General features: G+C 65.3%; 17 protein-coding genes. 1 reads left to right on the top strand and 16 read right to left on the bottom strand.

The genetic code is table 11. The annotated features are described in order from the left end of the window. The first annotated feature begins 278 nt into the window (after nt 1–278). Complete coding sequence (locus tag ACSQ2H_RS22745; protein WP_436063723.1) at nt 279–836, top strand: hypothetical protein; 558 nt, start codon at nt 279–281, stop codon at nt 834–836. 8 nt (nt 837–844) lie between these two features. Here ACSQ2H_RS22745 and ACSQ2H_RS22740 read toward each other — a convergent pair whose 3' ends face one another. The 16 genes from ACSQ2H_RS22740 to ACSQ2H_RS22665 form a co-directional block, all read right to left on the bottom strand. Continuing rightward, nucleotides 845–1,243 (bottom strand): hypothetical protein, encoded by a 399-nt coding sequence (locus tag ACSQ2H_RS22740; RefSeq protein ID WP_436063722.1) that lies wholly within the window; start codon nt 1,241–1,243, stop codon nt 845–847. 78 nt (nt 1,244–1,321) lie between these two features. Next, nucleotides 1,322–2,173: a hypothetical protein gene (locus ACSQ2H_RS22735; RefSeq protein ID WP_436063721.1), complete on the bottom strand. Its 852-nt coding sequence runs from the start codon at nt 2,171–2,173 to the stop codon at nt 1,322–1,324. 334 nt (nt 2,174–2,507) lie between these two features. Then, nucleotides 2,508–6,236 (bottom strand): hypothetical protein, encoded by a 3,729-nt coding sequence (locus ACSQ2H_RS22730; protein ID WP_436063720.1) that lies wholly within the window; start codon nt 6,234–6,236, stop codon nt 2,508–2,510. A gap of 478 nt (nt 6,237–6,714) precedes the next feature. Then, on the bottom strand, nt 6,715–7,170 hold the full coding sequence (locus ACSQ2H_RS22725; protein WP_436063719.1) for a hypothetical protein: 456 nt from the start codon (nt 7,168–7,170) through the stop codon (nt 6,715–6,717). 19 nt (nt 7,171–7,189) lie between these two features. Beyond that, the gene (locus tag ACSQ2H_RS22720; protein WP_436063718.1) at nt 7,190–13,645 is read right to left on the bottom strand and encodes an RHS repeat-associated core domain-containing protein; all 6,456 of its coding nucleotides are present in this window, start codon (nt 13,643–13,645) and stop codon (nt 7,190–7,192) included. After that, nucleotides 13,642–14,715 carry an Ig-like domain-containing protein gene (locus tag ACSQ2H_RS22715; RefSeq protein WP_436063717.1) on the bottom strand — a complete coding sequence of 358 codons (1,074 nt, stop codon included), beginning with the start codon at nt 14,713–14,715 and terminating at the stop codon, nt 13,642–13,644. Before ACSQ2H_RS22715 ends, ACSQ2H_RS22720 begins: the two co-directional genes overlap by 4 nt. A 137-nt stretch (nt 14,716–14,852) precedes the next feature. Further along, nucleotides 14,853–15,479 (bottom strand): tyrosine-type recombinase/integrase, encoded by a 627-nt coding sequence (locus ACSQ2H_RS22710; protein ID WP_436063716.1) that lies wholly within the window; start codon nt 15,477–15,479, stop codon nt 14,853–14,855. A 184-nt stretch (nt 15,480–15,663) separates the two neighbouring features. Further along, on the bottom strand, nt 15,664–15,867 hold the full coding sequence (locus ACSQ2H_RS22705) for a hypothetical protein (protein ID WP_436063715.1): 204 nt from the start codon (nt 15,865–15,867) through the stop codon (nt 15,664–15,666). 583 nt (nt 15,868–16,450) lie between these two features. Then, nucleotides 16,451–17,374 carry a hypothetical protein gene (locus ACSQ2H_RS22700; protein ID WP_436063714.1) on the bottom strand — a complete coding sequence of 308 codons (924 nt, stop codon included), beginning with the start codon at nt 17,372–17,374 and terminating at the stop codon, nt 16,451–16,453. 389 nt (nt 17,375–17,763) lie between these two features. Beyond that, nucleotides 17,764–18,615, bottom strand: coding sequence for a hypothetical protein (locus tag ACSQ2H_RS22695; RefSeq protein WP_436063713.1), 852 nt, complete (start codon nt 18,613–18,615; stop codon nt 17,764–17,766). 301 nt (nt 18,616–18,916) lie between these two features. Continuing rightward, complete coding sequence (locus tag ACSQ2H_RS22690) at nt 18,917–20,140, bottom strand: MFS transporter (protein ID WP_436063712.1); 1,224 nt, start codon at nt 20,138–20,140, stop codon at nt 18,917–18,919. A gap of 383 nt (nt 20,141–20,523) precedes the next feature. After that, nucleotides 20,524–21,333 carry a cyclase family protein gene (locus ACSQ2H_RS22685; protein WP_436063711.1) on the bottom strand — a complete coding sequence of 270 codons (810 nt, stop codon included), beginning with the start codon at nt 21,331–21,333 and terminating at the stop codon, nt 20,524–20,526. A 34-nt stretch (nt 21,334–21,367) separates the two neighbouring features. Beyond that, a complete protein-coding gene (gene fahA / locus ACSQ2H_RS22680; RefSeq protein ID WP_436063710.1) occupies nt 21,368–22,681 on the bottom strand; it encodes a fumarylacetoacetase in 1,314 nt (437 codons plus the stop codon). A 66-nt stretch (nt 22,682–22,747) separates the two neighbouring features. After that, entirely contained in the window at nt 22,748–23,344 is a 597-nt protein-coding gene (locus tag ACSQ2H_RS22675; protein WP_436063709.1) for a hypothetical protein, read from the bottom strand. Nucleotides 23,345–23,358: 14 nt separating this feature from the next. Continuing rightward, nucleotides 23,359–24,651, bottom strand: coding sequence for a M24 family metallopeptidase (locus ACSQ2H_RS22670; RefSeq protein ID WP_436063708.1), 1,293 nt, complete (start codon nt 24,649–24,651; stop codon nt 23,359–23,361). A gap of 37 nt (nt 24,652–24,688) precedes the next feature. Further along, nucleotides 24,689–26,884, bottom strand: coding sequence for a TonB-dependent receptor (locus tag ACSQ2H_RS22665; protein ID WP_436063707.1), 2,196 nt, complete (start codon nt 26,882–26,884; stop codon nt 24,689–24,691). Between the last annotated feature and the right edge of the window lie 91 nt (nt 26,885–26,975).

Raw genomic sequence — 26,975 nt, 5'->3', positions numbered from 1 at the left:
CTCCAATAGCGAAGGGCGACGCGTCTGTCTCCAGGGCCCGCAGCCCCGTCGCGGCGCCCGGCTTGGAGTTCGAGCGCAGGCTGGTTGGCCGACCGAAGTTGGACGATGGGCTGAATGCCGAAGAGAAGCTCGCGAAGACGGGGGAGCAGGCCAAGGTTCGCCAGCAACGGTGGCGGGACAACAACCAGAAGGCCACCTAAGCTTAGCCACACGTCACGCCATCACGACTTCGGCCCGCAATGAACACACCCAACCTACTAACCGCCCTGCTGTCTGGCATGCTGGCCGCGATCTTCACGCAGGGGCTTGGCTGGCTGCGCGACTTTTGGCGTGAGCGCAGGGATGGGAAGTTCGCGGCCCTCTACATCGCCACTGCCCTCGAAGCCTACGCGCGAACCTGCGCGACGCTAGTGAGCGAGTCTGAGACCTACGACAGGTCCGACCAGAACGCCGGAAAGCCGCACGGAAACATCGTCGATATGCCGGAATATCCCGACGTAGAGTGGAAGGCGTTTGGGATCAAAGACTCTGAGAAGGCCATGGCCTTCAGAACCAAGATCGACTCGGATCGGTCGATGTTCACCGGCCTGTGGGAACACCTAGACGAAGATGACATCGTTCCCGAGGTGCGCGAGAAGGCGGCTCAACACGGCCTGACCGCCCTTGGTATGGCGTCAACGCTTCGCGCCAAGCACAACCTGCTTCCGCTTGACGATTTCGGCGAGTTCACCACCGAGGGCTACCTCACCGAGAAGCGCGACGAATACGTCGCGCGACGGGTCAAGGAGGAAGAACGGCGGCGGAAGGATAGGTTGGAGGACCCTCTCGCGTTGTGACGCGACCTCTACGACAGACCGCGACCGGCCTTCAGAATGGCAATGCTGAGGCCCTTCATCAGCAGATCGTCGGACGTTCTCATCTCGTTGATGACGCTATCCATGTCGGCGCCGCACGCTTCGAACGCTGTGATCATGTCGTCACTGAAGGTGCGAAGCTTGGTGTCGTCCACCAAGTCGGTTCGCTTGTTGACCCACAGCATCAGCATGGCTTCGGCCGTCTCGTCGCTGACCTTGCGGGCCGGGCAATCCAGCTTGGGGACATCGAAGCCGGTGGACTTCGCCCTTTCTAACATCGCCACTCGCTCGGCGACGAGTTCGTTTCGGGCTGTCGCGGGATCGGTCGTCTCTGGCGCCGAACAAGAAGCACAGGCGAGCACCGTGAAGGCTACGAGCAGTTGTCTCATTGGCTCCCCCCTGCCTGCGCCTGACGGTAGCTGGACCGTGAGCGGAAGCAAATAAAGGGTCGAGTTAAGGTCGCCCCCTCAGCTTCCGCTAGTCGCAAGGATGAGGAAGAGGATCACGCTTAGCAGCCCGATTACCCAGCCAACGCCACGGATCAGGCGCCGCAAGAGCTTCTCGACCTCGGGAACGTCTCGCTTGGCGACCTTCCCCTTCGCCTGTGGGGCCGGAACGGCACCTTCATCTTCCCAATCGTCTTCGACCTCGTATGGATCTTTCCATGGAGGTGTCTCCTCGTCGGCGAGGAAGAAGGTGCAGCCAAGGACTTCTGACGACGATCTTTCCGCCGACTTCTCGATGAAGAACTCTTGGAAGTGGTGATGCTCGGCGGCCATGTTGTCGACCGCGTGCTGCCAAAGCTTTACTTCAAGGGTAAGTGCCACCTTGGCGGTCGGCCGGAGGCGCATCTGCTCCCATAGCCATCGCATCCGTTCTTCGGAGACGTAGACCGAGACGTAGATGCCCTCCCGGTCGTTGTATTCGCCTTCTTCAAAGAACCAGATCGAGCCGTTCTCTGCGTCGGCGCCCCGAGTGTGCATGCTGAGATAGAAGGGCTGATTGCGGTCAATCTCGATGCCCTCCTCGCTGATGAAGCCGATCACTCGGTTCTTCTCAATGTGGAGGTTGCCGTTCATCCCATACAGGCGCCGCTCGGCCTCCGTGGGCACGTAGTCGTCGGGTCGCTCCCTCTCGTAGTTGTCGCGATGGAACTGCCTCGTGGAGAGGTTCTGAGCGATCTGCCGGAACTCGGCGAGCGTGAAGGTGATGCGCTTGGAATAGAGGTGATACGCCAGTCCGGGCTTGCCGCCTTCCTGTTCCGGCTCGCGAAACGTTCTGTCGTTTTCCCGCTTCAGCGGGCCTCGGCGCGGCGCCATCTTCAAATCCCCCCGGATAAAGGCCGCACATTACCTTGAGTGGCGGCCAACTAAATACTTCTACCACCCGTTGGAGTAGTCAGTTGGACACCCGGCGCCGCTATCTGGCCCTGAAGCGGCAGCCGGCGAGTCGGCTCTTCCGCTCTCGGGAAGCGCCGATTGGCATCCCTCCGGAAAGCGGACCTTGAGGCGTCGACAAGGCTGCCGCAGATCCCTCGGAACAACGCTAGGGCATGCTAATCCAGATGCGCTGCTGGGAAGCAGACTTCATGGCGGAGTCTACCGACCTGCCGGTCGAGCATTGTGCTCAAAAGGATCGCAGCCGCCGGTCGTCTCACGACAGCAGCAGGTTCGCCGGCGTTGGCCGGCACGCCGTGGTGCGGCGCAAGGCTCTCTCCATCAGCCCAAACCTGCAGTCGAGAACTTGGAAGACGAGTTCGCTGAACTCGCTTCGACTGATGGCTTGGAGCTCCGCGGCCAAGCTCAACCCGTCCGGACGCGCCTTGCTCTCCGCATCGAGCCGGTAGACCATCTGCCGGATCACCTCGAAGCAAACGATGAGCTCATCATCGTCGCTTTCCTCTAGCGCGGCGCGGAAGGGCTCAAACGCTGCGCTCAGCGCTTGCGCCCCCGCCTCAAAGGCCAATTCCTCAGCGGCGTTGAGGTCGCGATCGCGCCCTGCCGACATGGCCGAGAGACGCACCAGCCACTCCAGCACCGTGGTGAAATGGTCGAGCGCGTCGTCCTGAAGAAAATCGACGGGACTGTCAGCGCGCCACGCCCTGACGGGGTCGGTCGCCGGAAACAGCTGGCCTCGCCAGTCGCTGCCAAAGGGGAGTGCATAACCGTCGCGCACCGGAATGAAACTCATCCATACATACGTGCCGGGCGCTTCGGCGATCGCCGGCATGTGAGGCAGCAATTCGAACCAGTCGGCTGCGGAAGCGACAGCCACAAAAACCCCAAACTCCACGTCGGGCCAACGATGTTTGGTGTCGGTGGAGGGCCGCGCGACAACCAGCGCATCCCATCCCTTTGCCACGCATGCTTCGACGACGCTTCGCTTCATCCGCGCGTGATCCCGCGCCGCGCGCAGTCGCGCCTCGTCTGCCGCGCGGTGCAGGACGGAGTATTTGCGGGTCGATTTCTGAAGTTGCAGGGCTGCCGAACGGCGACGCCCGGCGTCGGCGTGGGCGTCCTCGAGCACCGAAACCAGGTCGGAAAGGTGCTGGTGGATCTTCCGCAGGGCGTCGAGCGGCGGCTCCGCCGTCCAGCGCCAGGCGCTCGGGCTTGCTAACCGGCCAGCCACGTCGTGGAGGTCAGCGGCTTGGCCAGCCACGATAAGCGGCTTGTCGACGTCATCGACAATCGTCATGGCGAGCGTCTGGATGCCGGAAACCAGATCATACAGGGGGTCTCCCCTAGATCCGCCCTGGGCCCCATCCAGCGCGGCGTCCTGCACCGAGGGCGGCTTCACGAAGCTGCTCAGGAGCACGCGCACATGCATGAACAGCCGCCACTTTGGAGATGCTGGCTCCATTCGGCAGTAGAGGTCCCCCGCCTCCCGCAGCTTAGCCTCCAGCTCATTGATGGCCGCTGCGCAGGCGGTCTCGCGGTCCGTCTCGGTATCGGCGGCGACGAGGCGCTCCACCGCCTGGCCGTGGGCGCGGTTCCACGCAATGCGCTCCGGGTCGAGCACGTATTCGCGCAGCATCGCCTTGCTGGCGGCATCGAAGCCGCCGAAGCCGGCGACCTGTTCGTCGGCGGTGACGATGCTGCAGAGCAGGCGCTCGGCGTCTGGGGCCGCGGCGGCAAGGCGTGTACAATGCGCGACGACCTCGCCGTTCAGGTCGGTCTGTACGAACTCGTCGACCAGCCTGATGTCGGACCGCACTGCAGGCTGGTCCTCATAGCTCGTGAGCGTCGGTCGCGTCACCCAGGCCGTCTCGCGCCAGATGCGCTCCAGTAGGTGGTTCACGCCGCCGGCCGCGGCCACGGCGCGCCGACCAATGTCACCCGCCTCGTGGGCTGAGGTGAGATAGGCCAGCAGCGGCTCTAGCGGCGCCTCCGCAAGTGCCTCGTCCGGAAGGTAGTCACTGGAAGGATGTTCGAGGCAGGCCCGGAACGGGAGCGTTGCGGCGAGCAGCTTGTGGGCGTCACTCAAGTTCAGGACGTCAGGTCGGAGGGCCCTACCCGAACGCGCTTCGAGCGCGGTGCGCAGGTCGGAGAAAGCGCGTTCCCGAAAGCGCTCCACCACAAGCTTCAGCTTCTCGAAGATCGGCAGATTGAGATCGGACTCGGCCAGTTCGAACGAGAACAAAATCGCACTGAGGCGGTCGTCGATCCCTGCCGCACGGGTGCACTCGACCCAGCGGCTGCCGATCCGCTCGACCGTCGCAAGCCCAAGGCCGCGAAATACCGCGACGACCGTTGCCACATCGGCGCCCGACGCTCTCTCGGCCAGCGTGTCGAGGATGGGGTCTTCCGCCGCCGGCCAGCTGCGCAACAAGCGTGGTAACAGCGTCGGAAAATCCGACGGCCGCGCCACGGCGAGGGCGCGCGCGCAGAGCTCGCCGATCGGACGCGCAAGACGTTCTCGCAGGGCCGCGTCAAGGTGGCGCGAGCGAATTTCATGCAGGCCCTGCAGGCTGCCGTCGACCTGAATTCGAAGAGCGTGCTCGTCCACGAGACGCGACAAGGCGCGGGCGAAGCTGACCTCGTCGATCTCAAGTACGCGGCGAAGCGCCTGCGGCTCCGCTGCGGCACCATGCGCTGAGAGCACGGTGACGACCTCGAGGATCAGGAGCTCCTCGCCACGGCCCTCGGCCAGACGCCTCCGCACCTGCTCCGCAAGCGTCTCTTCCATGCGCCGCCCCGCCGTCAGCAGGTGCGTGTATTCCAAGAGGAGCCCTTTGCTGAGCGCGAAAGGCTCCTTCCAATGCTGGAAGGCGGTCTCGCCTTCGGCCGCAAGTGCGTGGAAGATCCGCTCGGCGAGCGCTTCGTCCAGATTCGGACGGATGGTCCGCGTCTGACCGCCCGTCTCCAGCGTGAGGACGTCTTCTTCGCGTACCGTCCCCAGCGCCAATAGCCCCGGTGCCGCCTTCACCTCCCGGAAGAGCTCATCCCAGCCTGCCGTCGCATCGCGTCCCACGTCATCGACGACGAACCCTACCGGGCGCTCCGGCGTCGCCTCGAGATAGCGCGCGAGTTGCGCGAGCTTTGCCACATCGCCTGGCGACAGGTGCCGTACACGGTACCAGCGCACGATGTGCCGCGTCGCGAACGCGCTCATCCAGGCGATTGCCGATTTCCCGGCGCCCGAGGGACCCGCGACCAATGCCGCGCCGCGCTCCGCAAGAGCGTCTAGGACCGCGCCCGTTGCTTCCGGGCGGTCAAACACTAGGCCCCTCCCGACGTGCCCGGGCTGCACATCGACACCGCTATAGAAGCCTTCCGTCGGCAGCGGGGCGTCGAAGTCGGCAAGATCGCAGAGGCCGCCCGTTAGCTCGGCGTAGCCGGCCGCATCAACCAAGGCCAACACCGCATCGATGTGGGCTTGAACGGCGGACCGATCCAGACCGAAGGCGTCCTTCGCCGCGGCGGCGTAGTTTTGGTCGGCCCCCTCTCCCGCCGCATGCCGAAGGCGATGGGCGACCGTTCGGGCCGCCGAAAGCGCAAGGTTTGAGCTTGTCGCCAGACACGCCACGAGCCGATCGATCGGTTCTTCCTCCACGACAAGGAAGATCCGCGCGAGCAAGGCCTCGGCCGATCCTCGCGACAAGCGCGTCTGGAGGCGCGCCGCCAAGACTGTGAGATCCTGGGCGCTCGCGGCCAGCGGGGCCGACCAGCCAGACGCGACAAGTCCGTGGACAGGTCGCTCAAGCACCAACGCGAGCCTCACGTCTTCCCCGTCGTCCGGCAGGCCGTCGGCGATCTTGGCGAGATGTTCCGCGAGCTCATCAATACGGAATACCGCCTGGGGGTCGTGGCGGGATTTCACCTGGGCTCGGAGTTCGAAGGAGCGAGCGTGCAGGCTGATATCGTCGAGGCCCTCCGGGATCACGACCTCCCAAGGGACCTCTCCCGACCACGCCAAGACGGATAGCCAGGCCGTAACAGCATCCTGATAGCGAAAGCCCCGTCCAGCACGCGCGCCAGCACGGCTGCTCGTCCAAAGGCGCTCGTGTTCGGATGTCAGCGAAGGGCGCATTTTACCCGAGAGACTCAGCAGGACAGCGTAGCCTACGTCTCTGTCGCGCCCCCCGAAACCGTCGCTGTTCCAGCAGAAAGCGTACGGCCCGATTAGTCAGCCCGCCGCTTCCTTCTCAACTCGCCGTCAGCGGTCCCGTTCGGTCTAAGGCATTTCGGCCCAGCGCCAGTAGCGGTCATTGGCCTCTGGCCCGGAAGCGGACATTCGGCTGTCCGCTTCCGGGGGGCCCTCTACTGCTTCGAGCGGGGCCTCAGTGGAATTACGCGTGGAACTCAAGCCGCAGGCGCAACGCCTCCGGCGAGTCTGTGGAACTCCGACCGCATATGATCAGCTACACGCTCTCCCTAATCAATAGGTCATAGTATTTGTATAAATTACTCGTCCTAAAGGGAGACGATATCCCCAGTATATGGCCAGGAACACGGACTGACGCGCCCATCAATGAAAGCAAATTCATCAATTGGAATTGCAGATCATCATCCACTTCGCAGTTATCCAGCGCAGTTCCCGCCGAATCAACGATACACCAGGCTCCACCTACAACCGGTATCGCGACCGATAGATTTTGATCGCCGGCAAAGGTGAAGAAAACTGAACGGTCATAGTTTTCGTCGAAATCAACGAGGAAGTTTTCACGAACGTTTACCTTAGCACTTTTGGAGATTTCGATAAAATATTCGGCCATAGCGCCGATATTATTCCATTTTGGGTTTGAAAATTCTCCATACGCCCGGAAAATTCTGTCGTTGAGGAAAGCAACAATGGCTGAATCCGAGAATTGCCTCATATTTGCGCCCTATCAGTGGTCAACATGCGCTTGGAATGCGCGTACCCGTCGCAACGCAGGTTTTTTCCGGCCCCGACGGATAGCCATGCGTTTGCCCCTTGGCATCGGTTACCGTTCGGACGCGCGTTTGGGCACCTCCCTTGGCGTTGGTTCCGACGGCTACTCCATAATCCTTCTCACGCATCCCCGCGCGTCCTGGAACAGGCTTTCCCGTCCTCGCCGTGTCTTCCACCAATCGCTCGGCGGACTTGCGGCCATAGAACGCTGAAGTGCCCTTTCCCTGGCGAACGCGGTTCAAATATTGCGGCGTGCCTGCGATATGTCCTGCTTGCTTTTGCGCGTTGATCGAAACGGGCTCTGCAATCGTATTGGCGATCCCTCGAGCGCCGCTGGCGCCCAACTGGGATTGACCGAAAGATGCGACGAAAAGAACTTGCTCCACCGTTGCGGCCGCGAGATAGGCCCCGCCCGCCAACGGTCGCCCCCCTTCAAATGCAGTCACGGCTTGATCGAAGTACACCTGCCCTGGGACCACTGCCCGCAACGCGGCGCTGCTCTCGTATAGACCCAATGGGTCTGCACCATTTAGGGGATCGTTGGCCACATAAGTGTAGAGGTTCAGATCATCGTCATATCCAACCGGATCGGTCTGCAGGAAGCGCCCCAGCGTCGGACTGTAGTAACGTGCACGGTAATAGTAGAGCCCGGTCTCTGCATCGTACTTGCGCCCGGTGTATCTGAACGGCGTACCGGTCGTGAGGTTTGGCTTGCCGTAGGCGTCGTAAGTGTAAGGCCCCTCGGTAAGCGCACCAACGCCGTTGGTCATTCCGATGGTCGAGCCCTGCCAATCGAGCCGGTAGAAGTTCGTTAGCGCCGTCGCGACGTCGACTTGGGCGATTGGCCGGTCGATCTCCGGGCTCGGGATCCAGCGCCGCAGCAAGGTCCCCGTCGAGGTGTAGGCGGCGATTTCATCATTGCCTGCCGGCAGGATGACCGTCGGAGCCCCGCCCCCCACACTCTTGCCGACCCGGCGCCCTAGGGAGTCGTAGGTGTAGGACCCCGAGCCCAGCGGCGTCGTCGCGCTGAGCAATCGGTTCTCAGCGTCGTAGCCGTAGGTTGACGAGCCGTCCGAGGTCAGATTGCCGGCCGCGTCGTAGCTGAAGCTGGAGCCGCCCACGGCGCTGTAGCGATTGAGCTTGTCGGGCGTGTAGCCGACCGAGCCCGTCGCGGGCGCGGCCATGGCGAAGGCGCTGTTGGAGACGCTCCGCGAGGTCAGCTTGCGCGATCGGTCGTAGCCGTGACCGAAGCTGACCGAAGCGCCACTCCAGGCATGGGTCAGGGTCTCGACATCGCCGGCGAGGTTATAGCTGCGCGAGATCGTCGATCCGGGCCGCGTCTCGGCAGTGACCTCCGACAGCGGATTGGGCGTAAAGGTCGCCAGGAAACTTGCATCGCTCGGCACGGCCTGGATCATCCGATCCATGCCGTCGAAGGTGTACTGCACCGACCAGCCGTCCGGCCAGGTCAGCCGGTTGCGAACGGAGTTCAGGTTGTAGTTGGTGATGATGCTCTTGGCGCCGCCCGCCCAGAGCGGGCCGTTGATGGTGGCCGTGCTTTCGCGGCCGGCGGCGTCATAACTCCAGGAGAGCGACTGCCCGGCCTCGGCCAGGCTCGTGCGCCGGCCTGCGAGGTCATAGCCATAGGTCGCCGTTCGCGCCGCACCCGCGCCCCACGCCGGAACCGCCTTGGTCCACAGCCGATCCAGGACGTCATAGGTCATGGTGAGCGTTGCACCGCCCCGCGTGCGCCGGGTCAGGACGTTGCCTTGGGCGTCGTAGGTCAGCGCTTCGTAGTCCGAGGTGTTCGGCAGACCGGTCGAAGGGTTGGGGAAGTCAGTCCGGCTGAGCCGGTCAAAGCCGTCATAGGTGTAATCCGTGCGCCCTACCCCGGCGTCCTGCACCCAGTCTTCCTTGCCATTCGGCGTATAGGCGTAGGTCGCATAGGTTTGCTGCAGCGGTGTGCCGACGCCCCGCAGTTCCGCCAGCTTCTGCCCGGCGAGATCATAGGTGAACTGGCTGACGCGGCCCTGGCCGTCGATGGTCCGGAGCGGGCGATCCAGCGCATCGTAGATCGTACGGATCACGTTTGCAGCCGGATCGGTCACGTCGGCCTTTTGGCCGGTCGGGGTGTAGCTGGTCGTCCAGGTCCGCCATTCGGTGACAGTTCCGGCCCCGTCGATCGCGGCCGCGCGGCGTTCGGTTGTTGGACGACCATTGCCGTCGAACACCCATTCCTTAGCGGCCAGCGGCACGGACGTCGGACTTGAACTGCTGCGGTTCTGCTCGCCGGTCTTCCGACGCATGTTGTTGTACTGCATGGTGGTCGCGTAGTTGCGCGGCGACGTCAGTGTCAGAACGTTGCCCATGGTGTCGGGCGCGTAGTTCGTTGTCAGGTTGAGCGCTGGCTGGCTGCCGACCGCCGCCGCTGCGGCCACAGACTGGGTGAGATTGCCCCAGCCGTCGTAGGTGTTGGTGGTCGTGACGCCGGTGGGATCGACGATCCGGTTCGGCAACCCGATGGCGTTGTACTGATAGCTGTAGGTCGGCCGCACGCCGCCGACGGCCGGACGCTGAGCCTGCTGCAGCAGCGACGCCCCTGCCCCGCTTGCGTAGTAGCTGAAGTCGGTCTGCCGCCCGAGCGCGTCCCTGACCCAGGAGAGCTTGTTCCAGGTCAGCTCGTACCCGGCCTCGATGACGATGTTGGCGAGCGGAGAGCCGGTCTTGGCGACCCGGGTCAGTTTGACGACATTGTCGGCGAGATCGTAGGCGAACTCGTCGCGATCGGTTTCGGGGTAGGTCCGCGAGGTGACGCGATGGCGTCCGTCATAGGTGCTGACGATCTCGCGGCCGAGTTCGTCGATGTGGCGAACCGGGTCGCCGTCGACGTCATAGTAGACCACGAAGGACCCGCCGGCCGGGTCGACCCGCTCGCCGCGCGCGCCTTCGGCGATCAGCCAGCTGTAGCTGTCCCGGGTCTGCCATTGCAGGGCTGTGGCGTCGCTCGCTTCCCGGACGACGCCGCGGGTGTCGTAGACATACTCCAGCGCCGGAGCGTTCGGGTTGACCGGCTCGAAGATGCGCAGGAGCTGCTCATAGGGAACCGGTCGCTGCGTCGCCGATCGCGCAATCGGCGCGCCCATGCCGAAGTTCCAGGCGTTGTTCTCGGCGTCGCGGACCCCGCCGGCGGTGACGCCCGCACTCACCGAGGCGCTGGTCGCGACACCGCTGGCGATCGTCATGGTGCGGCCAAGACTGGTGGTGACGCCCGTGACGCCCGCCTCGTAGTCGTAGGTGAAGGCGATCGAAGGGCCTTGCGGGAAGGTCCAAGTGGTCGGTTTGAAGCCGTACGAAATGGCGCAGTAATTGTTGAGGTCGTAGTCCCACTGCCAGGGGGCGAAGTTCATTACGTCGCCAGCCGCGTTGCGCAGCGAGAACGTGACGCCTGAGAAGTTCCAGCGTCGCGACGTCGAGAAGATGTTGCCGCTGATTGGGGTGGGCGTGCACTGGTCGCGGACCTTGTTGCGGGCGCCCGTCTGGGTAAGGACGCCTGGCGAGCCGATCGGCGGAAGCCAGGTTCCGTTGACGGTGCGCACATACTGCTTGCCGCTGAAGCCTTGAGTGACAGTGGCGACGTTGGCCACCATCTGGCGGCGCCACCAATCGGCGGTCAGGGCCGAGTAGAAGTCCTTCTCGAGTTCGGTGCGGCCGGCGTCGGCGAAGATGTCCTGCATGGCGAGGAAGGCGACCAGCGAGCCGGCCGCGGCGCGGGGGCTCGTCGCCCCCATGGCTTCCGTGCCCGACCCGGAATTGGAGAAGCGGATATCCCAATTGTGGGTCCAGCCGCCCTGCACGCCGCCGGTGCAGGGTCCAAAGCGTCCGGTGCAGCCGCTCGGCGCGGCCTTGTAGCTGCGCTTGTAGTCAAGACCGTAGGGCGTTTCCTCGCCGCCGACCGAGAGCAAGGTCGGCGTCGTATAGCCAGCCGTCCCGGTCTTCAGATCGACGCCCAGCGCGACGCTGCGGTCAACGAAGCGGTCCTTGAGGATGTCGGCCGCCTTCTTGGGATCGTACTCGGTGAAGCGTTCCGGCTGTTTGCCGCCGCCGCCCTTGGTGATCCCGTCCAGGCTCGTCAGAACGTGGGAGATCTCGGCGATGCGCCCGCCTTCGTTGCGGGTGGCGACGATCGCCGCACCGCGCTGGCGCGACGGATCGTTGGCGATGGCGATCGACCCCATCATCTGGCCTGGCCCGAAGCGGGAGCCTGGCCCGAGGAACGTCTCGGCCGAGGCGCTGACGCGGAAGCCCGCACCGAGGTAGTCGGCGACCGCGCCCTCGGCGCGGTCCTTCCAGTTGGCCGGCGTAACGCCAACGATGGTCGGGAAGGCGCCGCAACCGCTGGCCGAGCCTTCGTACTGGTAGATGCCGGCACGGTTTGGCGCGGTCGACCCCGTCAGGTCGAAAAAGCGGCGCGGATTGCCGCCGGGGAAGCACGGGTCTTCGTTGTCGGGGGTGTTGCTCCAGGCCAGACGCGAAGCCGTCGAGGCCGCGTCGGGCAGGTCCTGCATCTGCTCAAGGATCGAACCCTCAAGCGTCGCGGCCGAAAGCGCCACGGCCCGGAACACCGCGTTCGTGCGCGCAGTGTCGTTCACTCGCGAGGTGACGCTCACCGCGGTGTCGATGTTGAGCTCGGTGAACTGGTCGCTGATCCCGAAGTAGGTTTTGGCGTTAGGCGACGGGAGCGCCGGATACTGGAAGCTCGAAATCTTGGCTCGCCAGTCAACGATGCCGATGGAGTGATGGTGGTCGGCCACGGCATTGCCGAGTTGGGCCTGGATCTCCAGCATCTTGGAGACTTGGCCAAGCCAGCTCGCCGCGGTCCGCTGCTTGGTGAAGTTCTCGGCCGACTGCCGGTAGCGTTCCCAGCACATGTCGCCGCCGCCGCCGGCGCAGGGGATCGGCGGGGAGCCATTGATCGGCAACGCCTCGTCTTCGGCCGCCTCGCTGCTCCACTTTCCGAGCAGCTCGGGCGAGACCCAACCCCAGCCATGTACGATCGCGAACGGCGCCGACAGGGTCGAGATGGACTTGACCAGCGTCTGGGAGCCATAGGCTCCCCCCTCGGCCGCATAGGGGTGTTTGACCGCCAGAGTCGTCGTTCCGCCCTGCCCTAAGGGGCACGGGTAGTTGAGGATCGGTACGCTCGCTGTGCAGGTGAAGGTTCCCACCGCGACGCCGTCCACGGTCAGCCGGTAGGTTTGATCTACGCTCGTGGTCGTGACGGGATTGTTGAACTGCCCGAACAGGAAGTTGGAGCTGACCCCGACCCGCCGACCGCCGATGTCGTCGGCATAGAGCAGACGGTCGATCAGGTTCGTGTCGGTGCTGCCGTCGAGCTTGGCCGAGATCGTCACCCGCAGACTGGCGCGGTACTGATCGGGGATGTCGCCGGCGATCGTCGTCGACGCCCCCGCCACATAGCCGGGCGGCGTCGCATTGCGCCAACCGCCGGCCGGTTTGTATTGCGGAACGATCTTCTTCAGGCCCACGACGTCGGCGGTGTCCTGGTCGGTCGCATTGGTGGTCAGGTCCGACTGCAGCTGGGTTCCGCGCGCGGTCAGATAGCTGTCGAGGTTCGTCTGGCTGGCGTTCTGGATGTAAGTCGATCCGGACTGGGTTCCGGTCGAAATCGTCGAAGCCGCCTGCGTCGCCGGCTGGCCAGCCACCAGGCCTGAACCTGTGACCAAGTTGCGTCCCGGCGACGCCGTCAGGGTCTTGATACTGGGGTCGAAGGCGTACCAGGTCCCACCGATTTGGACCTGCGACCAGACGTGCAGCAACGTGACGCTGGTGAAGGCGCCGCTCAGCGCACAGTCCGAGGCCGACGAAGCCGCGCCGTTGAAGGCGGCTGGAATTCCGCCGGCGGCCAGCAGGCGGCAAGCGGCCTGCAGGTCCGAGACTCCGGTCCAGTTCGCGAAGTCCGCGCCGGTCATGGTCACCCGGCCCAGCTGGTAGCGGGCCGGGAGGCCCGCCTGCCTTACCAGGTTGACGAACAGCACGTTCTGATCGAACGGCGTGCCCGACTTGTCGATCAGCGCCGCCAGAGGTCCCTTGCGCAGGCCATAGGCGTATTCGACACGCACATGATTGCGCACGAACTCGTGGATGAGATCGGGGTCGTTCTTGAGCGAGCGCGCGGTCTCGACGATTTCCGGCGGCTGGCCTTCGAAGCCCGCCACGCCCGCGAAGCTCGAGGTGTGAGTGAGCGATGCGCCGTAGAAGGCCTCGCCGGCGGCCGGCGAGATGAGCGGCGCGGCCAGCGACTTCATCGACGGGAGCGTCTCGGCTGCGGCCGGCGAGGCGAAAACTGCGGCAAGCGCCAGGGCGCGCGCGGTCCCGCGCAGAGAGGTCCGGCTGGTCATGCGCCGCTATCCCAGATGAATCGCACCAAGATGTTCGAAGAGGTCGTGGAGCCGCTGGCGTCGTCGGTGACGGTCACCCGCCAGGTCGCCGTCCAGGTCCCGTACTCAGAGATCGTTCGGTTCCAGACCGCCGACGAGCCGTCGCCTTGAGGAATGACGCTGATCAGCGTGTCGCCCGAGACGTATTCCCAGCTGTAGCTGTAGGGCGGAACGCCGCCAGCCGCGGTCACGACCAGCGGCGGACTGCGGTTGATCGGGCCTGTCGAAATGCGCGACCAGTTCCAGACCGAAGCGCTCAAAGCAGCCGAGAGCGGCGCGCCGGACGGCGTCACGGTCACTGAAATCCCAGCGCTCGCCGCCCCGCCGATGCTGGCGATCGAGTAGTTGAAGCTGTCGGGGCCGGTGTAACCGCTCGAAGGGGTGTAGGTGACCGAGGTCGAATTGAACGTCGCGGTGCCGTGCGACGGACTGGTCACGCCGGTGATGGAGATCGTATTGCCGCCCGGATCGCTGTCGTTGATCCGCGGATCGAAGGCGACGGGCTGGTTCTGCAGCGTGCTGATCGCGTCAGGGACCGCCACCGGCGGGGCGTTCGAGAGCGTGATCTTGGCGACCGCCGACGCGGTCAGGCCTGCCGAGTTCTGGATTGTGTAGGAGAAGACGTCGGTGGCGGCGATGCTGGTCGCCGGCGCCGTGTAGGTCACCGACGCGCCGGTGAAGGTCGCCGAACCGAACTGCGCCGGACTGACTCCCACGATGGTCAGGGGTAAGCCGGCCGGATCGCTGTCGTTGACCCGCGGGTCGAAGGTCAGCAACCCCGAGCCATAGGTGTAGCTGCGCGCGTCATCGACGGCGTTCGGGGCACGAAGCGCGCCGCTAGCGCCGGCGGACTGCGTCCGGTTGCCCGTTGCGTCGTAGGTATAGGTCGCCCGCTTGCCGTCGTCCGTGGACACGACCACCAGACGCCCGAGGGCGTCATAGGCATAGGTCTCGGCAGAGCTCGCCGCACCAGCTTGCGCCCATGCGGCGAAAGCCAGACTTGCGATCATCACGCGTGTTTTGGGTCGCATTGCACGCCTCCCGTGCGAAATGTCAGCACACGCAGGAGGCGAAGTCTATTATGCGATCCTCACGTTTAAGGTGAACGATACCGTTGGGGGCCGATCGGGCTCGCACCGTCGAAGTGCGGGGGTCCCCGCCAAGTCACTCAGAGATCGACCTGTTCACAGATTGAGAGTGCGTCGTCTACCTCGATGCCCAGGTATCGGACCGTACTCTCCAGCTTGCGGTGGCCGAGAAGCAGCTGGCAGGCCCTGAGGTTGCCGGTCTTCTTATAGAGCAGCGCCACCTTGGTGCGACGAAGGCTGTGGGTGCCGTATGCGCCAACCTCCAATTCGATCAGGCGAACCCAGCTATCGACAAGACGCGCGTACTGCCGCGTGGTCACGTGACGTCCAGGTCGGGTTCGGCTGGGAAACAGCCAATCGTCCGTTCGAGCGCCTCGGACCTTCAGCCAGTCCTCGATCGAGCTGCGGGTCGGTTCGGTGATCTCAAACGGAACCGGCCGGCCAGTCTTCTGCTGAATGACCGTTGAGCGGGCGCGGAGCACGCCGCCTGGCGCTACATCGCTGACCCTAAGGCGAACGAGGTCGCAGGCCCTTAGCTTTGAATCGATTGCGCAATTGAAGAGCGCCAAATCGCGGCACCGCCGACCGCCTTTCAACTCCTGGCGGATCGCCCAGACGTGCTTGGGCTTTAGCGGCGCCTTCGGGCCGATCAGTCGGCCGGCGTTCCAGGGCTTGCTTGCGGTGCGGAATAGGTCGGGCTGGCTCATGGCCACCTCCTATGAGGCAGCCCCCGTCATCTGAACGCCGACAGCGGATGACCGAACAGCGCCAATTGGAGACATTGGCGGCGGGGCTGAAAGCGGACTCGTTTGGACGGTCCGCTAGCAGACACGTCGAGATTGACCGAACCCGACCCTTAGGCGGCGCTCGCGACTTCTCCTTCGGCGGCGCCTAGATGAGACCCTGGATCTGGTCGAGGAGGCGCTGCAGATCGCTGCGATGATGGCCTAGTCGAGTTTGGAATTCCCCGTCGTCTGCGAGATCATGAACGCCGTTGCACACCTCGTTCAGAGCGTTGTTGATCATGACTAGCTCGCGCAGCGAGAGACGCACGTCTGTGCCGCCGTCGTTTTGACCTAAGACCACCATGCGCAACCAGTAAGCTCCGGAACGACAGCTTTCCACTCCGAAGCGACGATCAACAGGTTAGCTCTGCGGCAAGAAATGCGCGCGACCGACGAATGACCGCCTAGCGCCAATAGGAGACCAAGGCTCCCAAGCTGAAAGCGGACGCAGCTGACAGTCGGTTTGCCGGAGCATCGCCTTCGACCGGACCCGACCCATAGCGGATTGCGCCGGCCCTAACGATGAAGGCAACTGTGGCCACGCTTTCCTGACTCAGCGCGTGCTGGTGGAAAGCGCCAGCGGCGACGTCGCCGACCCGGCTTGCGCCCTGGCGACGCTCTTCTTCGTGCCGACCCTGCCGCCGTTCTCGAGGTTGATGTCGCTGGAGACCTGATCAGACTACTGGTCGGCCTGTTGTTCTAACTGAGGGGGGCGCAGCAGGTCGGCTCTCCACCTGAATGTAATTACTCAAGATGCGGGTCGAATCGGCCGCTACGCGAGCGGATATCCAAATTGACGCTGCGACTGAGCAATTAATTTGGCAACGATAATTTAAGTTTAGTCCTCAAATTACTCGAACCACCTCGTAGTATTGCGAACGAGCAAAGTCGAGTCAGCGCGAAAGAAACGTCTGAACTTCCGGCGACGGCGGGGAGTGGGGCGAGCCGGAGCAACTGCCCGCCGACGGTTTTCCGGGCTGCGCCGATCGCCACTTCTGAAACACGCTGGGCGGATAGGTGGCGATCCTCATCTGCAGCAGCTCCATCGGCCGCTGACTCTCGAACACTGCTCCGCCGAGCGGACCGTCGATATCGATGATCATCACCAGGGTCAGTGATAGCAGCGCCAGCAGAAAGCCCGCGGAGATCCGCCCGCCCTTGCCGCGCAACACGAAGCCCAGAACGGCCGCCGTCGTGACCATGTAGATGAACAGGACGAGAAAGACTTCAGCCGGAACCCGGGCGACGCGGGCCGCCTTGCGCGAAGCATCCAGCGCCAGGATCTCACTGACGCTGTCCAAGTAGGTGCTCGACCAGTCGTAGCACTTGATGTCGTCCAGCGCCGCCCCTGTCGCCGCCCAGAGATCATTGATCAGCGCGTCATTCTTGGCGAGGAGTTCCGGCCGCTGCTTGTTGGGCGCTCTTGCCAGGACAATGCGATTGTCCAGATATTGAGACAGTAGCGCGCTGGTCCGCTCTCGGTTCGGCTGAGCCAGAAGCTGCGCGCGAAAGTACACAGTGCCGATGGCGGTCGCCTCCTGGCGGACCAATCCGCGGCGGGCGTCGAAGCGATCGACGGCTAGCGAGAAGGTGAACCCCAGCAATAGCGCCAGCAGGCCCAGCACCGCCGAGACGATGTAGGCTTCCGGGGTCTTACTTTCCTCGATCTCTTCGTTGGTCAGCGGACGGGTGCGTTCGCGGCGCTGGCGAACTTGCAGGGCAATGTAGGCTGCGGCCGCCATGGAACCGAACAGCCCGAGCGCCACGGTCCACAAAGGAACCGAGGTCAGTACATAATCCAGACGGCTCCAGTTCATCCGCCTATGCTAGGGGGAGCTTGACGGCTATGGCATCGGGTGAATGACCCAGAGGACCGTGAGACAAGCGGACCCTCGTCCTCGTCTGGTGCGAGGTCTGCGGCGCTTCACCGATAACTACATTACCGGCATCCCACGATCACTTGCATGAGCTTGACCATGGCGAGTGAGTAGCTGTGGGGCGGATCGGTGATCGAGCGCGGCACCGGCGCCGTAGCTGCGGCACAACGGGAATGACCGGGTAGCGCCAATAGCGGAAGTTTGCATTCGGCCCGAAAGCGGACTTCACGGTCGCTCCTGCGGACCGTTCAAAACCGGCGCTGTGAGCACCTAACTTTCCGACAGCGTCGCTTCGTTCACTTGATCCGGCCACCTTTCGCCCATCCGAGTCAGAACGCCACGCCTGGCCGCAGAACCAGTTGGAATACGGCGAGCGTCACGCCGAGAGCCAGAACCGGACCGACCAAGCCGGGCTGGCCTTCCACCACACTCTGGGCGTCCGGGCCTTTGATCCCCGCCCCGATGATCAACCAGCCTACACCTACCAGATTCACCACCAAGGGGATGAGCGCCACCTCGACAAGGGGGCGCGGCAGGCGGAACGGGATGATCAGGGCGATCGCGGCCATGGTCACGATCATCATCCCATAGGCGAAGGCCCGCGTTCGGCCGCCTGCGCGAACTCCCAGTTCGCTGGGGCATAAGCGCGCGAGCCAGAGGCCAGCCAACGACATTCCCGCGACTGCGAGGACCAATAGGGCCGCTTTGGCGACCGAGCCCACATTCAGATAGGTCAGCGCGCGGCCCATGTCGTTGCCCGGGACCAGCGTGCCGATCGCCAGCTGGGTCAGCGCCTGGAAGAGGCCCTCAAAGCCCATCCAGAACAGAAACGCCCGCTGCGTGGCGGAACCGCCACGCCGCAGGGCCAGGGCCGCGCACGACGCCAGCCCGCTTGCCAGCGTCGCCAGGGCGCCGGTCCCCTGCAAGAGTTCGACGGTCGGCGCCTCGCCGCTCCAGTCGTGATCGTTGTGGTAGAGGATGGGGTGCAGCCCCGGCGTCAACGCCTTGGGCACGACGAGCCACAATTCCTGCCAGAAGAAGGTCAGATTGAAGGCCAGGGCGCAGAGCACTATTGAGCTGATCTGCACCGATGGACCGCTTGCCGACGGCCTTAGCCGCAGGGTCCCGATGATCAACGGAGCCAGTCCTGTCGCCAGGACCAGAAAAAACAGTGTCGTCACAGCCCCCCCAATGGCCGCGCTGCGGGCCCCTGCTGTTTATTGAATTGCGGCCTGCTGTCGACCCACTACGGACTTCAGGGCACGAGGCGGGCCGACGTCATCTTCGTGAACGTTCCGCTCATAGCGTGGTCAGCGGCGAATGACCGCCTGGAGCCAGCTGCAGACGTTCCCTCTCGTCCAAAAAGCGGGCTTGAACCTCGATCCCAGACTTCCTAAGCGCGCCTCTGGCCCCCTTGCCCCCGCGCCCCGTGTCCAGGCCCTGTGAGGACGACTAGGTCGCGCGCCCCCGCCTAGGTAAATCTCACTCCCCCGGCGCCGATGATGGTGCGCCCACACCATCCGCGGTAGGCGCACGGCAGCCGTAGAGAACGAGCGCCAGGACCATCGCCAAAGCGGCCGTTCCGGCGGCGATTGGCCAGCCAAAGGCCGACACGATCGGGCCGCCAGCGGCCGCCCCCAGGCTGCCGCCGACGAAGTAAATGACCATGTAAATGCTGTTAAGCTGCGCCGGTCGGAGCGGGTCCAGGCGCAGCACGTGGCGCTGGTTTGCGACCTGCGCGCTAAAGAGTCCGACGTCGAAAAGCGCCAGGGCAGCCAAGGTTAGGGGCGCGACACCCAGTCCAGCCGCCGCGGCGAGGGTGCAGGCCACGGCAAGGCTGAGGCCGATCATGACGACCATCTTGCTTCCGAAACGGTCCGCCAGACGTCCGGCCCAGGGCGTTGCGGCCATGCCGGCTAGACCGGCAAGTGAGTAGAGACCGACCATCGTAGGCGGGAGGCTATGGGGCGGCAGGGAGAGGGCGAGCGAAACGCCCACCCAGACCAAGCTGAAGGCGAAGAACCATAGTGCGCCGGCGCCGGCCGCGATCAGCAGCCCCGGATATGTGCGTAGAAGCCGGGGCGAAGATACTAGTCCCGACAACCAGGAGCTTGGGGCGGGTTGAACGGAGCGCGGCAGCAGGGCGCGCCCGACGGCGGCGCAGGCCAGGCAGGCTGCGGCGACGAGAACCAACATGGCTCGCCAGCCGACTGCGTCGGTGAGTCCCCCGCCGAGCATTCGGCCCAGGAGGATGCCAGCGGATATACCCGCAGTCACGGTTCCGAGAGCCCGCCCCTGGCGCTCGGGTGCAGAGTACTTGGCCGCCAGCGTGCTCATCTGCGCGCCGGTGCTCGCGCAGATTCCCGACAACAGGAGGCCCGCCCCGAAGACTTCGACTGAGGGCGCAAGAGCCGACAGGGCCAGAGCACTAGCGAGCGCTACGAGTTGCGCTGGGATCAGGACGTGGGCAGGCGTGCGATCGACAAGCGGGACCAACAGCGCCAACCCCAGCATGTAGCCGATGATCGGCATGCCGGCGGCGGCGCTGGTCGCGGCGAGGGACGCGTTCAGGTCCGCCGCGATCAACGCAAGCTCGGGCTGAACCGTATAGCTCGTCGATGTCGCGACGGCCGCAGCCAAGGCCAGATACAGGATCCTGCCCGTGTCCAGGTTATGCGTGTTCTGATCGTCATAAGATTGGGTCATTGCGCCGATGTAGCGTCTGAGCTGTGCGCGGGCTGGCGCATTCCGGACGTTGATCGGCCGCGGCGCACTAAGACCTGCCGAGCCCTTTCAGGTGACGGCGCGGCCCTCGTTGGGTCCAGCCGCGGCTCAACGGGAATGACCGCCTAGCGCCACTTGCGGACATTTGGCTCTGAACCGAAAGCAGACTCAGCGGCGGCTCGACCTGCCGTTAGCTACAGTCGAGCCCCCGCCATCGCGCGCCAGCGATCAAAACCGCCACCTGAGCTCTGGCCGGGCGGCCAGTACCCTCCAGTCCCGCAGGGCGATGCTCACAGGCCATCGCCTCACCGCCCGCCCCGCCCCGCGCCACTGAAGTCCTTCGGCAAAACCAAGGGAGCTTTTGCCTAACCCCCGACGAATCCGACAACGCGGGCCGGCGCTGCGCTGCATCCGCCGAGCCGCAGGGGAAAGAAGCCGACCTTGAAGCCGTGCGGCGGCAGGTCGGCCAGCTGGGCCATCTGCTGGACAATGAAGACTTCCCGCTCCTGACCGGCGAAATGCCCGTCCCAAATCTCTCCGGGATTTCCGGTGGCGAGAAACGCCCGGCGCATGACGTGGAAAGGACGGTCCCAGCCGAGCGCGTCGGTGCCGAGCACCTTTGCGCCCTGTTCGGCCAAGAACAGGGTCCCCGCGCGGGTCATCCCGGGATAGTGGAAGAAGCGGGGATCGGAGATCGGGAACGCCTCCTGCCCCGTCCGAATCAGCACGGCCCCGCCTCGGGGGATGGGGACGCCAAGCGCGTCAATCGCAGCCTTCAGAGCAGCAACCTCGATACCCGCTCCCGGCGTGCTGCCGCGCAGATCGAGAACTACTCCATCGACGAACAGCTCCTCCAGGGAGATGTCGGTGATGGTCCGCGCCGGCCGTCCCTCCGAGGTCGAGCCGTAGTGCAGTGGGGCGTCGACATGGGTGCCCAGATGGGTGGTGATCCGCAGGCGCTCGTCGCCCCACCCCTCGCCATTCGGCAACTGGTGCTGCTCGCAGCCGAAGAGATTGCACATCACCTTCGCGCCTTCGCCCCAGGGCGTGATCGCCTCGACATCGGGCACTAGGTTGCCCGCCCATCCCCGAAAGGCCTCTGGAATCCGTTCGAGGTCGGCGGGGTCGAGGAAGCGTGTCAGGTCGACAAGTCGCTGTGTGGTCACGTCAGACATCCTGGCTCTCTGATGGGTTCGGTCTAACCGCCCCCTAGGGAATGAATTCGACGGCGGGGGCGATCTCGCCGCGGCACTGGCCAAAGCCGATCGAGGCGAAGCCTTCCCGCTCCGCCCGCGCGCTCAGCCAGATCTCGTCGCCGTCCTCAAGCCACAGCCGCCGTTCTCCGTTGGCGAGCTCAAAGGCCGCCCGTCCGCCGGTGATCTCGGCCAGGCATGCAGCGCTCTCAAGCGGCTCGCCCGACAAGGTGCCGCTGGACAGCAGGTCGCCCGTCTCAAGATTGCAGCCGCCGATGGCGTGGTGGGTGATCATCTGCTCGAAGCTCCAGGCGCTCGCGTCGAAGGAGGTGTCGCTCAGCAGGACCGGCGCATCGCCGACCTTGCGCATCGCCGCCGTCCGCAGCCGCGCCTGGAGACGAAGCGCCAGGCCGCCGTCCACCCCGTCCGCCTCGGCCAGGTGCGGCGGCGGGTTCGGGGCGTCCGCCGGCCGCGCCGGCAGCGGCTGGCGGAACGGGGCCATCGCCTCGGAGGTCACCACCCAGGGCGATACGGTTGTGCGGAAGGCCTTGGCCTGGAACGGACCTAGCACGCTCTCCCAGACCTGGACGTCGCGGGCCGACCAGTCATTGAGCACGCAGTAGCCGAAGATCTGCCGCCGCGCCTGCGACAGATGGATGGGCTGGCCCAGGACGTTGCCAAGCCCGATATAGCAGGCGAACTCGAGCTCGAAATCCAGCGCCCGGGCGGGTCCGAAGCCGGCGCGGCCGCCCTTGACGGCGTACTGGCCAAGGGGTCGCTCGACCTTCTGGCCGGAGGCCACGATCGAGGACGCGCGGCTGTTGTAGCCGATCGGCAGCGTCCAGAAACAGGGCGGCAGAACCCCCTGCGCGCGCCCGGGACGCGCGGCGGCGATGTGAGGAGCCGAGGTCATGAAGTCCGTGAAGGCGCCGATCCGGGCCGGCAACAGCACCGTGCTTTCGGCCTGCGATGCAAGGCAGGCCTGCGCGCGCGCGCGATCGGCCGAGCCTTCCGCGAGCAGGGCCTGAAGGGCGCCGCGCAGCTCGGAGAGAACGCCACCCTCCATCGCCATCAGGCGGTTGAGCTGCGGTTCCGCCGCCGCCGCGGCGGCGTCCCGCACGCCAGGTCCGGCCTGCTCGAACAGACCCGCTTCGATCGCCGCTCGTATATCGAGAATCTGATCGCCGATCGCCACACCGCCGCGCGGTGTCTCTCCGCGCCGGGTGAACACCCCGTGCGGCAGGTTCTGGATCGGGAAGTCGGTGTCCGCGGAGTTGGCCGAGGCGACCCAGCTCTTGAGACGCGGGTCGTGTGTGGCGTTGATGGTCATGTCTTTCCTCAGGCTCGGCCAAGGCCGGGCCGCAAAACGGGCGCTGAAGGGCGGTCGGGCCTCGCTTCAGAGCGGCGGCAGCGCGCCGCCTTCTCCGGTCGCGACAGCATCGACGCGGCGGCGGCCATCGGCCTCCGGCCAGGCGAGGATGAACACCTCGACCCCGACCTTGATGTTCTCGCGGCCCTCGTTGTTGATCAGCACCACCGGCACGCCTTTTGGCGCGACGATCCTCCGCTTGCCGCCCGCATAGCTCAGCTCGAAGGTCTTGCCCTGAGGGGTGTCGCTCAGCGGGCCGATGTCGCCCTGGGTCATCGTCGAGCCCGGTGGTCGGTCCCAGGGCTGCTGGCCCTCGCCCATCCGCACGCCCGGCAGGAACATGTGCACCTCGCGGGCCAGGCCGTAGCCCTCGGGCTGGGGTTGCTCGATCACCCCGACGAAGCGGCCGGGTTGCACGTCCTCCAGCCGGATCGGCCGCATCACCTGCACGCTCCACTCCGGCGCCAGCCGCATGTCCAGACGCTTGCCCGGCGCGACCTCCACCGAGATCGAGCTCTCCGTCAGCTCCACCAGCCTGCCGCGGACGTTCTCAGGCGGCGCCTGGGCAGCGGCTCCGCTCGCGGCCGCCAGGGCGGCCGCAGCAGCGGCGGCGATCTCCGTCATGATCCTGCTCCTTCTCATGGCTGCACCACGCGCAGCTTGCTGACCGGATAGCGGTTGAAGCTCTCGTAGCCGGTCTCGGTGATCACCCCCGAGGAGCCGACCCACAGCCCCTTGGGCTGCCCCGGCACGCTGACCCAGGCCTGCACCGTCAGGGTCTGGCGAGGGCGCAGTGCGACATCCAGGAACGGCCGGGTGAACGGCTCGCTCAGACTGGTGGCCATCGCCCCCATCTGCGGGGCGTGGTTCATTGCGCTCCAGCCGCCGACCAGCACGTTGGCGGGCTGCTCGAAGCCGGCCGCGGCGATAGGGGCGAGGAACGCGTTGACCGCACGTCCGGTCGCGCCGGGCTTCAGGCCGGCGACCAGGTCGTCGTGAACGCGGGCGGCCACCTCGAACAGCCGCCGGTACTCCGGCGTCGGCTCGCCGACGAAGTAGCTGCCCCAGATCTTGGCCCAGTAGTTCCCGTGCCCCAGGCAGAGCTCCGTCATCATCAATGAGCCCGGCGCGATCGGAGCATCGGTCGGATAGAAGTCCGGATAGAAGCCCTGCGGATTGCTCATCGAGATCGCCCCGATGTGACCGAACGGATAGGTCGCCCCGTTCTGCGCCGCCAGGACGTCCATGGCCCGGCGGATGGCCCGAGGCGTGGTCCCTGCCCTTGTCTGGGCGAACACCTCCTCGTGGGCCCGGTCGGTCAGGGCCCCGGCCGCCCGCATGACCGCCAGCTCTTCGTCGCTCTTGATCAGCCGCAGATCGTCGAGCCAGGGCGTGGCGTTCTCGAAGCGAACGCCCTCCAGCCCGGCGGCGAGCCGGTCGCGCCCCTCGGCGAACAGGGTCGGGCCGCTGTGCGCCACGGCCCCTGGCCCGACCAGTCCAAGCCGCCGGTAGCCCTTGGCCTTGATCTCGTTGATCGCGCCGCCCAGGGCGTCGCCCCAACGGATGTCCTCCACCGACGAAATCGCCCGTGCATTGGGGATGTGGTAAGGCACGGCGAGGAACAGGATCAGGCCGCCGTCCGCCGGGACCAGCAAGTAGGTCTCCACCACCGCGGCGTAGCGCGCCAGGTACTGCAGGTTCACCTGGCCCGGGCTGTTGCCGATGCCGGTGTGGCCATAGATCAGCACCGCCTCCAACCCGCGCCGGCCCATCTCCTCGCGCACCCGCGCCACCCGCCCGGCCATCTCGGCGTCCGAGAAGATCGGGAAGGCGTCGTTGCCTGAGGTGGGCGGCGGGTTCAGGACCCCCGCCGCCGCCGTACCGGCGAGCAGGCTCGCGCCGCCGGTGATCATCGCGCCGCGACGGGTCATCCGCATTCGCCGCCCCGAGCCAGATCCGAGCGTCCCATCAGAAGCGCCCCGTCAGCTCGACGCCGTACTGGCGCGGCATGCCCCAACTCACGAACCGCGCCCCGAGATTGTCGGACACGCCCATGGTCGACAGGTAGCCTTCGTCGGTGACGTTGGTGACGTAGGCCCGCGCGCTCAGCCGCTCATCCAGGCTGCGCCACATGACGCTCAGATTGAGCCGTCCGTATCCCTCCTGGCTGTCCTGAGGCAGGTTGAACTCCCGCAGATAGATCCGGGAGGTCATGTAGAGCTCGCCCCGCGCGGTCAGGGTTCCGAAGCTCAGCGGCGAGGTGGCGTACTGCACCCCGATATTGCCTGAGGCCTTGGGCGAGTAGTTGAGATAGTTGCCCTCCAGGTCCTGCATGCCGAGCGCCGGGGCCAGGGAGTCGGTGTTGCGGAACTCGCCATAGGTCGACTTCAGGAAGGCGGCGTTGGCGTTGAAGGTCCAGTGCTCGTCCGGCGACCAGGCGCTCTCCAGCTCCAGTCCGACCACAGTCGCTTCGGGCGCGTTGACGATCAACGACGACAGGCCGCTGATCTGTGTGATCTGGAAGTCCTGGTAGTCGTAGTAGAAGGCCGTGGCGTTGAGGATCAGCCGCCCGTCCATCAGCTGGGTTCGAAGGCCCCCCTCATAGGCCAGCAGCTTCTCGGGCTGGTAGCTGTTGCCGCAGCTCGACTGATTGAGCCCGCCTGACTTGTAGCCCTTGGAGATGGTGAAGTAGGCCGATTTCCGGTCCTCGTCGTCGAGGTCGTACTGCACCCCGCCGCGCGGCGTGAAGGCCTCGAACTCCAAGGGAACGTGGCGGTTCAGGCAGCTGGTGAACACAGGGAATACGCCGATCGGCGTGCTCAGCGGACCGTTCTGGTTGGTCTGGAAGTTGTCCTGCTCCTCACGCGAATACCGCGCGCCGGCGATGATCCGCAGCCGGTCGGTGACATTGTAGGTGCCGTCCGCGAACCCCGCATAGGCGACCGTTCGATAGGGCACGCCCTGGGTGATCAACCTCGCGCCCGGCAGCAACTGCGAGCGCAGCGCCGGCACGTTCAGGCCCAGCGGGAAGCTGTAGCGGGCCTGGTTGCTGAGCTTGTCATCCATCAGATAGAGGCCGGCCAACCAGTCGAGTTCGCCGGTCGTGCCCGAGAGGTTGAACTCCTGGGTGAAGGTCCGCGACTTGTACCAGTTGCTCAGCGGCGTCGCGTCGAGGTTGGTGCCGTCGGCGTCGAAGCTGTTGGTGTAGTCGAACCAGTAGTACCCGGTGATGGAGCGCAAGGTCGCCTCGCCGATGTCCCAGCTCAGGGTCGCGGTGGCGCCGTAGGCGGTCGCGTCTCGCTCGCTCGGGCGGTTGGCGCTGGTGCGGTTCGGTTCCAGGGGCACAATGGCGCCCGCCAGATACGGATTGTTGGCCACCGCCAGCGCTGTCGGCTGGTTGTGCAGGACGATGTAGTCGCCAGCCCCCTCGGTGTGCGCGCCCCAGACCACCAGGTCGAGCATGCCCTCTTCGGTGATGTCGAACTGGGTGCGGATACGGCCGGAAAGGGTCTTGGCGGCGCCGATGTCGGGATTGCCCGGCACGACGTTTTCGACGAAGCCCTCGCCGATATCGCGGTAGTCGAGCGACACACGGGTTCGCACCCGCTCGCCCAGCGGAAGGTCGACCGCTCCCTGCAGCCGAAGCTCGTCATAGGCGCCGTATGCGGCCTGGCCATAGCCTTCGAACTGCGACCCGGGCGCCCGGGTCACGAAGTTCACCGCCCCGGCGGTGGCGTTGCGTCCGTACAGCGTGCCTTGCGGCCCGCGAAGCACTTCGATGCGCTCCAGATCGTACTGCGGCAGCGCCACCAGATGCGGGCGCGACAGGTAGACGCCGTCGACATGGGTGGCGACCCCGGGCTGGCCGACGCTCTGACCAACGCCGCGGATGAAGATGATGGTGCTTGAAGCCGAGGTGCCGGCCTGGAAGTTGGGGATCTGGAACTGCAGGTCCTGGACCGTGCGCACGCCGCGCTGGGCGATCGCCTCGGCGCCGATCGCTGACACCGCCCCGGCCACGTCCTGGATCGATTCCTCACGCTTCTGGGCGGTGACGATCAACTCCTCGACCATCGCACCGCCGCCCTGGGCCAGCGCCCCGCCCGCATTGCTCAACAAAGCCAGCGCAGTCGAGCCGGCCAACAGACCCCTCAGCCTCATCATCGTTTCCCCCTGGATTTTCCCGCCCCGATCGCGTCGGAACTTACATTTTGGTGAATCTTTTTCTATCGAATGTTAGAACCTGTCAATGCGC

This window comes from Phenylobacterium sp. LjRoot97, assembly GCF_964254345.1.
Lineage (GTDB): Bacteria > Pseudomonadota > Alphaproteobacteria > Caulobacterales > Caulobacteraceae > Phenylobacterium.
Note: the sequence above shows the minus strand (reverse complement) of the source record. Positions and strands in the feature narration are given on the sequence as shown.

Excerpts from the sequence above, each read along its gene's own strand:
- ACSQ2H_RS22745 (WP_436063723.1), top strand. The coding sequence starts at position 279 with ATGCTGGCCGCGATCTTCACGCAGGGGCTTGGCTGGCTGCGCGACTTT.
- ACSQ2H_RS22665 (WP_436063707.1), bottom strand. The coding sequence starts at position 26,884 with ATGATGAGGCTGAGGGGTCTGTTGGCCGGCTCGACTGCGCTGGCTTTG.
- fahA (WP_436063710.1), bottom strand. The coding sequence starts at position 22,681 with ATGACCATCAACGCCACACACGACCCGCGTCTCAAGAGCTGGGTCGCC.
- ACSQ2H_RS22700 (WP_436063714.1), bottom strand. The coding sequence starts at position 17,374 with ATGAACTGGAGCCGTCTGGATTATGTACTGACCTCGGTTCCTTTGTGG.
- ACSQ2H_RS22725 (WP_436063719.1), bottom strand. The coding sequence starts at position 7,170 with ATGAGGCAATTCTCGGATTCAGCCATTGTTGCTTTCCTCAACGACAGA.
- ACSQ2H_RS22710 (WP_436063716.1), bottom strand. The coding sequence starts at position 15,479 with ATGAGCCAGCCCGACCTATTCCGCACCGCAAGCAAGCCCTGGAACGCC.
- ACSQ2H_RS22675 (WP_436063709.1), bottom strand. The coding sequence starts at position 23,344 with ATGACGGAGATCGCCGCCGCTGCTGCGGCCGCCCTGGCGGCCGCGAGC.
- ACSQ2H_RS22670 (WP_436063708.1), bottom strand. The coding sequence starts at position 24,651 with ATGACCCGTCGCGGCGCGATGATCACCGGCGGCGCGAGCCTGCTCGCC.
- ACSQ2H_RS22740 (WP_436063722.1), bottom strand. The coding sequence starts at position 1,243 with ATGAGACAACTGCTCGTAGCCTTCACGGTGCTCGCCTGTGCTTCTTGT.
- ACSQ2H_RS22715 (WP_436063717.1), bottom strand. The coding sequence starts at position 14,715 with ATGCGACCCAAAACACGCGTGATGATCGCAAGTCTGGCTTTCGCCGCA.
- ACSQ2H_RS22720 (WP_436063718.1), bottom strand. The coding sequence starts at position 13,645 with ATGACCAGCCGGACCTCTCTGCGCGGGACCGCGCGCGCCCTGGCGCTT.
- ACSQ2H_RS22690 (WP_436063712.1), bottom strand. The coding sequence starts at position 20,140 with ATGACCCAATCTTATGACGATCAGAACACGCATAACCTGGACACGGGC.
- ACSQ2H_RS22685 (WP_436063711.1), bottom strand. The coding sequence starts at position 21,333 with ATGTCTGACGTGACCACACAGCGACTTGTCGACCTGACACGCTTCCTC.
- ACSQ2H_RS22735 (WP_436063721.1), bottom strand. The coding sequence starts at position 2,173 with ATGGCGCCGCGCCGAGGCCCGCTGAAGCGGGAAAACGACAGAACGTTT.